Source organism: Parviterribacter multiflagellatus, from assembly GCF_056863265.1.
In genome coordinates this window covers 399,305-412,964 of sequence record NZ_JBXPIZ010000001.1, presented here as the reverse complement: position 1 = coordinate 412,964, position 13,660 = coordinate 399,305, and the positions used below count along the sequence as shown (strand labels likewise).

At 72.9% G+C, this 13,660-nt stretch carries 9 protein-coding genes; 6 read left to right on the top strand and 3 right to left on the bottom strand.

Going from position 1 to position 13,660, the window contains the following annotated elements:
- Window positions 1-99: 99 nt before the first annotated feature.
- Window positions 100-3,789: a LamG-like jellyroll fold domain-containing protein gene (locus AC1UE5_RS01870; protein WP_482920362.1), complete on the top strand. Its 3,690-nt coding sequence runs from the start codon at window positions 100-102 to the stop codon at window positions 3,787-3,789.
- 11 nt (window positions 3,790-3,800) lie between these two features.
- A complete protein-coding gene (locus tag AC1UE5_RS01865) occupies window positions 3,801-4,829 on the top strand; it encodes a lipid II:glycine glycyltransferase FemX (protein WP_482920361.1) in 1,029 nt (342 codons plus the stop codon).
- 4 nt (window positions 4,830-4,833) lie between these two features.
- Here AC1UE5_RS01865 and AC1UE5_RS01860 read toward each other — a convergent pair whose 3' ends face one another.
- Entirely contained in the window at window positions 4,834-5,973 is a 1,140-nt protein-coding gene (locus AC1UE5_RS01860; RefSeq protein WP_482920360.1) for a polysaccharide deacetylase family protein, read from the bottom strand.
- A 57-nt stretch (window positions 5,974-6,030) separates the two neighbouring features.
- On the opposite strand from AC1UE5_RS01860, the gene AC1UE5_RS01855 reads away from it, so the two are divergent.
- Complete coding sequence (locus AC1UE5_RS01855) at window positions 6,031-7,293, top strand: glycosyltransferase (protein WP_482920359.1); 1,263 nt, start codon at window positions 6,031-6,033, stop codon at window positions 7,291-7,293.
- Here AC1UE5_RS01855 and AC1UE5_RS01850 read toward each other — a convergent pair.
- Both AC1UE5_RS01850 and AC1UE5_RS01845 read right to left on the bottom strand, forming a co-directional pair.
- Window positions 7,290-8,474, bottom strand: a complete 1,185-nt coding sequence (locus tag AC1UE5_RS01850) for a glycosyltransferase family 2 protein (protein WP_482920358.1) — start codon at window positions 8,472-8,474, stop codon at window positions 7,290-7,292. The two genes, AC1UE5_RS01855 and AC1UE5_RS01850, sit on opposite strands and share 4 nt — an antisense overlap.
- A complete protein-coding gene (locus AC1UE5_RS01845; protein WP_482920357.1) occupies window positions 8,474-9,382 on the bottom strand; it encodes a glycosyltransferase family 2 protein in 909 nt (302 codons plus the stop codon). The genes AC1UE5_RS01850 and AC1UE5_RS01845 overlap by 1 nt, the downstream gene beginning before the upstream one ends.
- A gap of 112 nt (window positions 9,383-9,494) precedes the next feature.
- On the opposite strand from AC1UE5_RS01845, the gene AC1UE5_RS01840 reads away from it, so the two are divergent.
- From AC1UE5_RS01840 to AC1UE5_RS01830, 3 genes are read left to right on the top strand one after another with little or no spacing between them, the layout of a single operon-like run.
- Complete coding sequence (locus AC1UE5_RS01840; RefSeq protein WP_482920356.1) at window positions 9,495-10,922, top strand: O-antigen ligase family protein; 1,428 nt, start codon at window positions 9,495-9,497, stop codon at window positions 10,920-10,922.
- Complete coding sequence (locus tag AC1UE5_RS01835) at window positions 10,919-12,415, top strand: oligosaccharide flippase family protein (protein ID WP_482920355.1); 1,497 nt, start codon at window positions 10,919-10,921, stop codon at window positions 12,413-12,415. Before AC1UE5_RS01840 ends, AC1UE5_RS01835 begins: the two co-directional genes overlap by 4 nt.
- A 19-nt stretch (window positions 12,416-12,434) precedes the next feature.
- Entirely contained in the window at window positions 12,435-13,637 is a 1,203-nt protein-coding gene (locus tag AC1UE5_RS01830) for a glycosyltransferase (protein ID WP_482920354.1), read from the top strand.
- The last annotated feature ends 23 nt before the right edge of the window (window positions 13,638-13,660 follow it).

Here is a 13,660-nt window from a genome sequence, read left to right as displayed (position 1 = left end):
CAAGCCGCGCAGGAAGTGTCGAACATTCGTCCGGCCACTTGGACGAACGTTCCCCGCCTGCGAGACTGGACGTCCGCCCGTCCTGCGACCCGGAACTGGATGCTCTCGCTTCGCACCTCTCTCGCGGCGGTCACCGCCGTCGCCCTGGCCGCACCGGCTCTCGCCTCGGGTCACGCCGGCCACGTCCATCGCGACGGGACGGGCACTCCGCTGCGGACGATCTTCGACCGCTCCGCGGCGACCGCCGTCGCCGCCGCGGTCAACGACGGGCAGTACCCGGACATGCGGACGCTGCCGCCGCGCGATCTGCAGTTCGACGTCACCGACACGCCCAACGGCGCCGGCCGCAACGTCCTGCGGTTCACCAACACGGTGTGGAACGCGGGCGACGGGCCGCTGCGCATCAGCGGCGACGTGCCCGCGGGCACGACGAGCGCGCCCGCGACGCAGACGGTGAACCACGCCGACGGCACGACGGCGACCTACAACGTCGGCACGTATCTGATCCACCCTGAGCACCAGCACTTCCACTACGACGGCTGGGGGCGGTACGAGCTGTGGACCAAGGCCGCGTTCGACGCCTGGGTCAACGCCGGCCGCCCTGTCGGGACGGAGCCCGACATCATCGGCTCGAAGACGACGAGCTGCGTGCTGGACGAGGAGTTCATCGCCAGCCTGCCCAAGACGCCGTACCCGGGCCCGTACGGGGACGCCGGCTGCGACCCGACGCGCAACGGCAAGATCGACTCCGGGCTGTCCGTCGGCTGGGGCGACACGTACGACTTCTACCGGTACGAGCAGTGGATCGACCTCGGCGCCGCGAAGCTCGCCGACGGGACGTACGTCCTGCGCTCGGTCGCCGACCCGGACAACAAGGTCTACGAGAGCACCGGCAAGGCGGACGCCACGCGTGAGAGCCAGCAGGCCAACGAGGCGATGACGACGTTCGTCGTCTCCGGCGGCCATGTCGCCGACTCGGACCGCCCAACCGGCACGGTGACGATCAACGACGTCGCCGAGAAGACCTCGAACACGAACGTGACGGTCCGCGTGCTCGGCCGAGACGACGCCAGCGGCGTCGACCAGGTCCGCCTGTCCAACGACGGCGTGACGTGGACGCCTGCGCGCGCGTACGGCGGTTCGGGCTCCTCCCCCATGTCGATCGCCTGGGATCTCTCCGACTCCCGCTACGGCGGCACGACGGCCCAGGGCACGAAGCTGGTCTACGTGCAGGTCCGCGATGGCTCGGGCAAGTGGTCCGCGACGTTCACCGACGAGATCCAGCTCGGGAGCGGCGGCGACGGCGGCAACGGCAGCAACTCGCTCTACAAGACGTCGGTCCTCGGCGACACGCCGCTCGCCTACTGGCGCCTGAACGAGTCGAGCGGCGCGGTCGCGGCCGACACCGCGGGCACGCTGGCCGGCACCTACAAGGGCTCACCGGTCCGCGCGGTCACCGGGCTGCTCAACTCGGACCTCGACCCGGCGACGCGCTTCTCGGGGCTCGGCCAGTCCTCCGTCGAGATCCCGAGCGCCAGCGCGCTCAACCTCGGTACCGCCTTCGCCCTGGAAGCATGGATCAAGCCCGAGTCGCTCCCGGGCCCGGGCCAGTTCGCCTCAATCGTGACCCGCCCCGAGTCGTACTCGCTCCAGCTCAACGGCCCGGTGCTCGAGTTCACGATCATGCAGAACGGCGTTCGCCTCCGGACCCAGGCGCCGGTCGACACGATCCAGGCCGGCCAGGCCTACCACGTCATGGCCACGTACGACGGCGCTCAGACGCGCCTCTACGTGAATGCGATCCAGGTCGCGACCGGTTCCGCGACCGGCACTCCGAGCGCGAACACCAACCCCCTGCACATCGGCTCGTGGGACGGCGCCGGCGAGTACTTCAACGGCACGATCGACGAGGTCGCGGTCTACAACACCCTGCAGACCGGCCTCCAGGCCAAGCAGCACTACGACGCCGGGATCAGCACCGCCGTCGGCGTGCACACGCCGACGAACCTGACCGCGACGGCCTCGGCGTCCAGCACGACGGCGATCGACGTGGCGTGGACGGACGCGTCGAACAACGAGAGCGGGTTCGAGATCCAGCGCTCGACGACCTCGGACTTCGCCTCGCCCACCACGCTGACCGCCGCCGCGAACGCGACGAGCAAGGCCGACACCGGCCTTGCGCAAGGCACGACGTACTTCTACCGGGCGCGCGCCGTGACCGCTTCCGACACGTCGGCGTGGTCGAACGTCGCGAGCGCGACGACGCGCAGCTCCAGCCCGGCGGCTCCTGCCGCGCCGACCGGCCTAGGAGCCACCGCCACGTCCTCCACGCAGATCAACCTCGCCTGGACCGACGCCTCCGGCGACGAGAGCGGCTTCGAGATCCAGCGCTCGACCTCCTCGGCCTTCACCTCGCCGACGACCCTGACCGCCGCCGCCAACGCGACGTCGCTCACGGACACCGGCCTGACCGCCTCGACCGCCTACTACTACCGCGCCCGCGCGACCAAGACCGGCGCCCCCGCCTCCGCCTGGAGCGCCACCGTCTCCGCCACCACGCTCGGCACGACGCCGCCCCCGACGGCTCCTGCCGCGCCGACCGGCCTAGGAGCCACCGCCACGTCCTCCACGCAGATCAACCTCGCCTGGACCGACGCCTCCGGCGACGAGAGCGGCTTCGAGATCCAGCGCTCGACCTCCTCGGCCTTCACCTCGCCGACGACCCTGACCGCCGCCGCCAACGCGACGTCGCTCACGGACACCGGCCTGACCGCCTCGACCGCCTACTACTACCGCGCCCGCGCGACCAAGACCGGCGCCCCCGCCTCCGCCTGGAGCGCCACCGTCTCCGCCACCACGCTCGGCACGACGCCGGCGCCCCAGTACGCGGCGACGGTGCTCGCGGATGGCCCGGTCAGCCACTGGCGGCTCGGTGAGCGCAGCGGCACGACGGCGGCCGACGTGCGCGGCGCGAACGCTGGCCTGTTCCGCAACGGCCCCACCCTCGGCGCCGGAAGCCTGCTGACCGCCGACACCGCGAACTCGGCCGTGCGGTTCGACGGCACGAACGACCACGTCGTGGTGGCCGACAGCGCGTCGCTCGACCTGCGGTCGGCGATCACGCTCGAGGCGTGGATCAAGCTCGACAGCGTCCCAGCCTCCGGCAGCTGGGCATCGGTGGTCACCAAAGCCGAGGCCTTCACGCTGCAGTTCAACGGCCCGCGCCTGGAGTTCACGCTCATGCGCGACGGGGTCCGCTACCGCGCCCAGGCGCCGTCGGGCGCGATCGCCGCCGGCCAGACCTACCACGTGGTCGGCACGTACGACGGCACGACGCAGAGCCTGTACGTCAACGGCTCGCGCGTGGCGACCCGCAGCCAGACTGGCTCGGTGACCGTCGGGACGTGGCCCCTGACGATCGCCTCCTGGGGCGGGTACGGCGAGTACCTCAAGGGCACGGTGGACGACGTCGCCGTCTACGCCAAGGCGCTGAGCGCGGCGCGCGTCGCCGCCCACTACACCGCCGGCCGCGCGACCACCACGACGGCCTCCGGGGTCAGCGTCGCGCGGTCCGCGGTGTCGTCGACCAAGGGCTGGGTGGCGCTCGGGCCGTCGCAGCGCTTGACCTACAAGCTGCGCGGTCCCGGCGCCGCGGCGCGCAAACGCGCCTGCGCCGAGGCGGCCAAGCCCGGCACGACGCGGTCCGCCGCCCGACGCAAGGCCGCAGCCAAGCGGGCCTGCCTCGCGTTGCAGCGCTCCGGCTACCGCCGGAGCGGCGCGGCCCGCTAGGGTCGCGCCCCATGCGCACCGCGCTCCTCGACCCGCTCACCGACCCTGCGTGGGCGGAGCTGGTCGGGCGGGCGGAGGACGCGACCATCTTCCACCACCCCGCGTGGCTTCGGCTGGTGCGGGAGCGCTACCGCTTCCCCGCCGCGGGCGTGTGCGTGGTCGACAGGTCCGGCACGCCCGTCGCCGGGCTGCCCGTGATGGCGATCGGCAGCCGCCTGACCGGCCGGCGCCTCGTCGCCGTGCCGTTCTCCGACGCGTGCGGGCCCCTCGTGGCGCCGGACGCGCCGGACGACGCGCGGGAGCGGCTGGCCGCTGCGGTCGAGGCCGAGCGCACGCGGCGCGGCGTCCGCCTCGAGGTCCACGAGCGGTTCCCCGAGGCTGGGCCGACCGTCGAGCTCTTCCACCGGCACGTCATCGACCTCACGCCCGGCCCCGACGCGCTCGAGAAGGGCTTCCACTCCCGCGTGCGGCGCAACACGCGCAAGGCGCGGCGCGAGGGCGTGACGGTGACACGCGAGACCGGCCGCGGCGCGCTCGAGGCGTTCTACGCGCTGCACGTGCAGACCCGCCGGCGCCTCGGCGTCCCGACGCAGCCCAAGCGTTTCATCACCGAGATGGAGCGCATCTTCACCGAGGGCCTGGGCTTCGTCGGCCTCGCTCACCACGAGGGCCGGCCCGTCGCCGCGGCGGTCTACTTCGTCCTCGGCGGGACCGTGCTCTACAAGTTCGGCGCCTCCGACGCGGCCGCGCTGGCCCTGCGCCCCAACAACGTCCTCTTCACCGACGTCATCCGCTGGGCGAGCGAGATGGGCCACGCCGCGTTCGACCTCGGCCGCACCGATCTCGGTCAGGAGGGCCTGCGCTCGTTCAAGCTCTCCTGGGGTGCCGAGGAGCTGCCGCTCGCCTACACCTACGCAGGCGGCGGCGTCCCCCGCCCCGGGCACGGCTTGCAGGAGCGGGTGCTCGAGCAGGTCATCACCCGCACGCCGCCCGTGACCGGCCGGGTCATCGGGCAGCTGCTGTACCGTCACGCCGGCTGACGCGTCAGGCGACCTCGAACGCGAGCTCGCCGTCGCGCTCGCGGGCGAAGGCCACGCGCGCGTCCCACGTCTCGCCGCCGGGCACGCTCGCGGCCCCGTCGGGGGCCACGACGGGCGCCAGCTCCTCGCGCGTTCGCCACCAGGCGGCGACGTCGCGCGGCAGCGCGTGCCAGCCGCCGGCCAGCGACTTCAGGTGCACGATCAGCTGCTCGTACTTGTCGAGCCGGTCGTCGGTGAGCATGTAGTCCGGGTGGACGATGACGTTGACCAGGCCGCGCTGGGCAGCGATCCAGTCCGACTTGACCTTCCACGGCTCGATGTCGTCGCGGCGCAGGATCTCGAACAGCGTGTGGTCCTGCACGAGCGTGACCGGCAGCTCGACGAGGTCCCCGTTCATGAACGGGAAGATCGAGCAGCAGCCACCGGGCTGGGGCTCGAACGGATCCGTATCGGGGTACGAGGTGTCGTACAGGCAGCCGAGCTCGGGCATCCAGTCGGCGTTGCGGTGCAGCGCCGGGGAGCGGAAGCCGACGACCTGCCAGTCGCGCAGGTACGCGTGGATCTTCGGCAGGTCGGCCTCGAACCGCTCGCGGGTCGAGAACGTCTTGCACTTGTGGTCGACGCCGTGGAGGCCGATCTCGCAGCCGGCGCCGCGGACGGCGTCGAACGTGCCGTCAGCGATCGGATACTCCTCACCGCAGAAGTTCCAGGAGGAGACGACGCCGTGCTTGGCCTCGAGCTCCAGCATGCGCGGGATGTTCTCGACGCCCGCGACACCCTCGACGTCGTGCGTGAGCACGAAGGCGAAGCGATGGTCGCCTGGCCAGAAGTTGACGAGGGGAACACCGGGCTCGCCGACCGCAGCAAGCCGCGCGCGGAGCTCCGCGTGCTGGCGGTCGACGAGGATCGGCTCGATCGGCCAGCGGGGGAACTCCCGCTGCATCTGCTTGCGCGCGTAGGCACGACGCATCGCGAGCTGGACCTGGCGCGGGATCAGCGGCCGCAGCGCGTAGTAGGCGCGCAGCGCGATGGACTCGCTCTCCTCACCCCCACCACGCACGTACCGCTCGAAGAGGTAGTGCTCCGGAGCCTCGGACGCCTGGGCTGCCTCGGGCGCCTGTGCCTGTACCTGTGCCTCGCTCACCTGGCTCTCAACGGCTGATCGAGCATCGACCTTTAGCCACGCGCCATCATAGGTCCCGTGCACGACGCCGCTGTGACGAACGGCGGTCCCGGTCTCCGGGGCCGCGTCTGCCTGCTCCGGCAGGGCAACTACCCGGACGACCCGCGGGTCCACCGCGAGGCGATGGCGCTCGTCGACGCCGGCTTCACCGTCGACCTCATCGGCATCCGCGACCCGGGCGAGAAGCTCGTGGAGACCGTCGAGGGCGTGCGTGTCATCCGCGTGCCGCTCAGCCGCAAGCGGGCGGGGAAGCTGCGCTACGTCTTCCAGTACGCCGCGTTCTTCCTCGCCGCGTCGCTCCTCGTCACGCTGCTGCACCTGCGGCACCGGTACCGGCTGATCCAGGTCCACACGGTCCCCGACACGCTCGTGTTCGCCGCGGCCATCCCCAAGCTGCTCGGCGCGCGTGTGGTGCTCGACCTGCACGAGATGTTCCCCGAGTTCTTCGGGACCAAGTTCGGGGAACGGCCGACGGTCCACCGGGTGCTGGTCGCGGCCGAGCAGGCCGCGATCCGGTTCGCCGACGCCGCCTTCACGTGCACGAGCGACATGCGCGAGACGTTCGTCGCCCGCGGCGCGGACCCGGCCAAGATGGGCGTGGTGCTGAACGCGGCCGAGGAGGAGGTCTTCGACGTCGCGAAGTACCCGCCGGTCGGCAGCCCGGACGGCGAGTTCGTGCTCATCGTGCACGGCACGGTCGAGCAGCACTACGGCCACGACACCGCGATCCGCGCGGTCGCGCTGCTGGGCGACGAGATCCCCGGGCTGCGGCTGGAGATCGTCGGCGACGGCTCCTACCTGCAGCCGGCGCGTGAGCTGGCGCGCGAGCTCGGCGTCGAGGACCGGGTGCGGTTCGCCGGCCGCTGGGTGCCGATGCCGGACCTGCTCACCGCGATCCAGCACGCCGACGCAGGCGTCGTGGCCATGAAGCGCGACCCGTTCCGGGACCTCACCCACTGCAACAAGATGTACGACCTCGTCACGATGCGCCGCCCGGTGCTCAACTCGCGCACCCGCTCGGTCCAGTCGTACTTCGGCGAGGAGTGCTTCGAGTACTTCGACTCCGACGACCACGTCGACCTGGCGGAAGCCATCCGACGCGTGCACGCGTCGCCGCAGCGCCGCGAGGAGATGGTGGCCAAGGCTGCGGCCGCGCTGGAGCCCTACCGCTGGCCGCGCCAGCGGGCGGTCTACCTCGGCATCGTCGACGCGGCCCTCCACGGGCGACCCGTGGCGCCCGCGGCGAAGGTGGCCGCGGAGGCCGTCGCCGCCGAGACCTAGCTCCGGGCGGTCCGCACCCAGTCGCGCGGGCCCCGGCCGCGCGCGAGCCGGGCCACGATCCCGAGCTTCTGCACGACGAGCACGGGCGCGTGCAGCAGCCCGCGCCACGCCGCCGGCGGCGCCCCGACGAGGGCCAGGCCGCCCACGACATACGTCGCCTGCGCCGCGACCGCGACGGTGGCGAGCCGCCGGGCGCGCGGCGTCCCGGCCAGGACCGCAGTCGCGAAGACCATGCCGTTGGCCGCGAAGAGCAGCGACTGCGGCGGCACGAGGAGGTCGAGCACCGGCGCGGCTCGGGCGGGCCGGCGGCTGCGGACGGCGCTCGCCACAAGCCGCGGCGCCCACTCGCGCAGGACGGCGAGGTGAGAGCTCTCCCACCGCGCCTGCTGCTCCGCGCTCTCCCCGAACGTCGTCGGCATCGCCGAGCTGACCGCAGCTTCGGGCGCGAACCGCACCCGCACACCGGTCTCGACGAGCGAGAGGTGCTGCTCGGCGTCCTCGATCAGGCCGAACGCCTTCCAGCCGTGGCGCTCGAGCACCTCTCGGCGGAAGGCCATCCCGGTCCCCATCAGCCCGACGGACCAGCCGAGCGCGTCCTTGCCGAGCGGCTTCACGCTGTTGATGAGGCGAAAGGCCGCGTAGCGGATCGCCGCCGCCGGGCCCTCCTCGGGATTGGCGACGACGTCGTCGACCTGCACAGCCTCGGCACCGGTGGCCAGCCGCCACTCCACCGCGGACAGCAGGTTCGGCGTCGGTTCGCAGTCGGCGTCGACGAACACCACGACGTCGACGTCGGCCAGGCCCGCGTCCGGCTGCGTCAGCGCCCAGCTCAGCGCGTGCCCCTTGCCGCGCGCACCGCCCTCGCGCCGGAGCACCGTCGCCCCCGCCGCGCTGGCGATCTCCGCGGTCCGATCGGTGCAGTGGTCAGCCACGACGACGACGTGGGGCGCCGCGCCCGCGGTCTCCAGCCGGCCGATCGCGGCGAGCGTCGCGCCGATCACCGGCTCCTCGTCGTGGGCCGGGACCAGGACCAGGAACCGCATCCGCGCGGGTGGATCGGCATCCGGGGCACGCCGACGGGCCGGGTGCAGCGCGGCCGCGACGGTGAGCCCGAGATGGTAGGCGCCCACCGTCGCCAGGTAGCCCGCGCCCGCCGTCAGCGCGGCGCGGGCGCCGCGCATCACCATGACCGCTGGCGAGCTGCGCGGAGCCCCTCGACCATCCCGCCCAGACTCCGCACGCCCGTGCGGACACGGAACCGGGACCGGCGCCTGAGGCCGCTGAGCACGAGGACGAGCGAGAAGCGCGGGCCGGCCTGCCACCAGAAGCGCAGTGCGGTGCGGCGGTCACCGGCGTGCCAGAGCTTCGCGCACAACCCCATCCAGGACGCGGTGTAGCCGGCGTACAGCTGCACGATCTCCTCGCGGGTGCGCCACTGGTCGTGCTCGGCGCGGATCCGCGGCGTCACGAGCGTCGTGGCGCCCGCACGCAGCATCCGCAGGTTGAAGTCCATGTCGTCCGACGCAGGGAAGTCCGGAGCGCCGGGGCCGAGACGCTCGTCCCAACCGCCGACCGCGTCGACCATCGTCCGCCGCACGGCGAAGCTGACGCCGAACGCGACGAGCGACGGGTGAACGGCGGTGCCGGAGAACGTGCGCTCCTCCTCCACCTCGAACGTGCTGAACGGCAGGTCATCGGGCTGCCGGGGCCGGACGTAGCGGGGTCCGACGTGGCCGCTGATGAGGTCGACGTCCGGGTGCTCGCGGATCGCGCGTTCCACCTCGGCGGTGAAGTCCAGCGCCGGCACGCAGTCGTCGTCGACGAACACCAGCCAGTCCTCGCTCGTGGCCCGCCACGCCACGTTGCGCGCACGGGACAGGCCCCGGCCCTGGTCGGGGATCAGCGTCTTGCGTGGATCAGCGTCGAACCGCGCACGAACCTGCGGGGCGATCTCGTCGCTCTGGTCGACCATGACCAGCGGGAAGTCTGGCTCCGCCTGCCGGTCGAGCAGGTCGAGCGTCTCGAGCACCTGGTCCGGCCGGTTGCGGGTGCAGACGACCACGACGAAGGACAGGGCGTGGGCGCTCATGCGGGCAGCACTCTAAGCGATGCGCGCGCCGAGCTCCTCCCGCGACGGTCGTCCGTCCACGCACGCGCGAGCACGTCCCGGCTGCACGGTACATTGCCTCGCTGGCACGCGCATGGCCTCCCTCGCCCCTCCCCGCACCAGCGTGGCGCTCGCGACGGCCGCCATCGCCGCCACGAGCCTCGTCCTGGGTGCCGTGGCCGGCCGGAGCCCGATGCTGGCCGCCGGCGCTGCCGGCGGCATCCTCGTCCTCGCCCTGACCTTCGCGGCGCCGGTGGCGCTGCTCACCCTCCTGATGCTGACGGCGGCGATCGTGCCGTACGACGTGCAGAACCGCTTCGGCGTCTCCGCCGGCGGGTCGGCCGGCATCGTGTTCACCGACGTGGTGGTGCTCTGTGGCCTGCTGTGGGCGATGATCGCGATCGTCAACCTCGCGCGGACACGGCTCAGCGGACGGATCATCGCGACGCTCGCGCTGACGATCGCGTTCCTGGCGGTCGCGGCCTTCCAGGTCGTCCACGGCGTCCGCGGCGGCGCGGACGCGGGCGCAGCCGGCTACGAGTTCCGCCACCTCCTCGGACTGGCGGTGTTCGTCATCGCTTTTCCGATGCTGTTCGACCCGGTGCTGCGGCCGCAGCTGATGAAGGCCCTGCTGGTCTTCGGGCTGATCCTCGGCCTCTGGGGGCTGGCGCAGTGGATCCTGCAGATCCCCGCCAACGCGACCGAGGACATCGGCATCCGCCAGGGCGTCTCGCACACGACGAGCGGAACGGGCCAGCTGCTCGGCGGCCGGTACGCGTACCCACCGGCCGTGATCCTCGCGTTCGCCGCGCTCATCTCCGGGTGGCGGCGCACGCAAGCCATGACGACGCTGCTGCTGGTGATCCTCGGCCTGAACGCGATCTCGCTCATCCTCACGTTCGAGCGGGCGTTCTGGGTGTCGGCCGCGTTGGGCGTCCTGCTCGTGCTCGTCCGCGCCGGGCACCTCCAGCGGCTGCGCGCGGCGGTGTGGGGCGGCCTCGCGCTCCTGCTGATCAGCGGCGCGTTCAGCGTCGTCGCGCCGGGCGAGGCGACGGCTGTGCGAGAGCGGTTCATCTCCATCGGCCAGTACCACTCCGACGAGTCCGTCGACTACCGCCTCATCGAGAGCCGCGCGGTGATCGCACGTATCGACGCGTCCCCGTGGTCGGGCTCCGGGCTCGGCTCGACCATCTACTGGGGGCGGCCCTCCTCCGGCGTGCCGGCCAAGCACGAGACCTACTCGCACAACGCCTACCTGCGCACGGCGTGGAAGCTCGGGATCCCCGGCCTGGTGCTGCTGATGTTGCTGATGGCCACCGCGCTGGTGGGCCGCCGCGGCAAGGGCGAGTACGCGGTCCTCGCGACCGGTGCGCGCGCCGCGCTCCTGGCGCTGCTGATCATGGGCGTCACGGGACCCGTGTTCGACACGATCAACTCGAGCTCGGTGATCGGTCTGCTGATCGCCTTGGCGACCGTGCTTCCCGCGCTGCCCGATCCTGCGCCCGAGCCCGGCGCGGCATGACCGAGCCGGGGGTCGAGGAAGGGGCAGCGCCGCCAGAGGAGCCGCGCCACTCGCTCGGGCGGTCGGAGCTGCGCCGGCGGGCGCTCTCGGGCGCCGCCGTCGTCGGCGCGCGTGGCGTGGCGATCAACGCGCTGGCCTTCCTGGGCAACGTCGTCCTCGCCCGTCTCCTGGTCCCGTCCGAGTTCGGTCTGGTCGCGCTCGGGTTGGCCGTCCTCACGCTCGCCACGCTGCTCACCGACGGCGGGCTGGGCGCCGGGCTCGTGCGCCGGCCCGAGCCACCGACGCGTGACGACCTGCGCACGCTGATGGCGATCCAGGTCTACAGCACGGTCGCGATCGCGCTGCTCAGCGTCGGCCCGGCGATCGCGTTCGGCGGCGCGGCAGAGCTCGCGGCGATCATGCTCGCGGGGCTGCCGATCTCGGCGCTGCGCGGCCCGGGCATGGTGACGCTCGAGCGCGACCTGGACTTCCGCCCCATCGCCGCCGTCGACGTCTCGGAGTCGCTCGCCTACTACGCGTGGGGCATCGGCGCGGTCGCTGCAGGCCTGGGCGTGTGGGGCCTGGCGTCGGCGTCGGTGGTCAAGGCGCTCGTCGGCACGCTCGTCCTCCTGCGGCGCTCACCCGTCAAGCTCGTCGCGCCGCGCACGACCCGCGCACGAACGCGTGAGCTGCTCGGCTTCGGAGTCAAGTTCCAAGGGGTCCAGGTGGTGAGCGCGGTCCGCGACCAGGGCATCAGCTTCGGCATCGCCGCCGTCGCGGGCGCTGCGACGCTCGGGCTCTGGACGGTCGCATGGCGACTGCTGCAGGTGCCGTTTCTCCTGTTCCAAGCGCTGTGGCAGGTCTCGTTCCCCGCGATGGCGCAGCTCGTCGCCGGCGGCGACGATCCGCGGCCGGTGATCGAGCGGGTCGCACGCCTGGCGGCCGTAGCGACCGGGATCATCCTCACGGCGATCGCCGGCTCGGCGCCGGCGCTCATCCCAGCGCTCTTCGGCGCCGACTACAGCGAGGCGCGCGAGGCCGTCCCGTGGGTCTGCGTCGCGCTGCAGATCAGCGGTCCGGTGTCGGTCGCAGTCGCGGGGTACCTCTTCGCGTCGGGCCGGACCGGCGTCGTGCTGCGGGCCGCCGTCGTCCAGGTCTTCATCTGGTTCGCGGTCGGGCTCGGGCTCCTCACGCCGCTCGGCGTGAGCGCGGTGGGCATCGGCTTCTGTGCCGCCGCGCTGACCGAGACCGCGATCTTCGGCCGCGCGGTCCACGCCGCGACAGGCGTGCGGCTCGCGCACGTGCTGCTCGCGCCCTTCGCCGCCGCGGTGGCGGCGTCCGCCGTCGGTTGGCTGCTGGCCGACGCGCTGGGCCCCACGCTGCCCAGCGCGATCGCGGGCGCCGCCGTCGCCGTCGGCGCGTTCGTCCTCCTGCTGCTCGCCATCCGCCGCCCGCTGGTGCTCGACGTCGTCGCCGTCGCCCGCAGCGGCATCGGCAGCGCCGCGCGCGCCTGAGCCGTCAGACTGCCGCTCCATGTCGTCACGCCCAGCCCTCGTGTTCGTCGTCTACCAGCCCCCGATCGGCGCGCTGCACGGCTCTGGCATCCGCACCAACCGACTGCTCCACGGCCTGGCCGAGACCTTCGATCTGACGCTCGTCACGTACGTCGGGCCTGGACTCGACGGGCCCGACGACGCGACCGAGCTGCAGGCGCTCCTCCCGGGGATCGACGTCGTCGGCGTGCCGCTGCGCCTGGGCGACAAGCGCGTCGCGCAGCTGCGCAGCCTGCCGTCGCGACGCTCGTGGCAGTTCGGGCGCTTCGCCCGGCCCGAGCTGGCGGAGGCGGTCCGCGGGGCGGTCGCGCGCACCGGCGCCCGCATCGTCCACTACGAGGACCTTGGAACCGGCCAGACCGGCCCGGTGCCCGGCACGCTCAGCGTCTTCGCCCCACACAACATCGAGCACCGCATCATCCGCGCGACGGCGGAGACCAACGGGGGCGTGCGTGGGACGTTCGCGGCGCTCGACTGGCGACGCGTGCGGGACGAGGAGGTCCGCGTCTGGAGGGCGATGCCGCTCTGCCTCGGCGTCTCGCCGCTCGACGCCGCGACGATGCGCGAGGGCGGCGCCCCGTGGGTGGAGGTGGCTCCCAACGGGACCGATCCGAGCGCCCGGCTCCCTCTCCCACCGCTCGGCACCGAGGACCCGCTTCGCCTGCTGTTCGTCGGCACGGCGAGCTACCAGCCATACGAGCGCGGTCTGGCGTGGTTCGTCCGCGAGGTGCTCCCGCGGATGAAGACGTCGGTCGCGCTCGACGTGGTCGGCGATCCCCCGCTGCGCCCGGTCGAGGCGCCCGGCGTGACGTACCACGGGCGTGTTCCGTCGGTCGAGCCGTTCTACGCGGCGGCCCACGCGGTCATCGTGCCCGTCTTCGAGGGCTCGGGAACGCGGCTGAAGATCGTCGAGGCGCTGGCGCTCGGCCGGCCGGTGGTCTCCACCGCGCTGGGGGCCGAGGGTCTGCCCGTCGAGGCGGGTGTGCACTACGACCACGCGGAGACGCCCGAGGACTTCGCAGCGGCGCTGGAGCGGGTCGGGGACGCGATGACGACCGATCCCGCCGCTGTGGAACGGCGCCTGGCCGCGGGGCACGCGTCGGCCGCCGCGCTGTTCTGGCCTGCGATCGTGGAGGACCTGGCCGCGCGCTACCGGGATTGGCTCGAGGCGCATCCCGCGTAGCGCGCGCCACGTCCCCGCCTCTC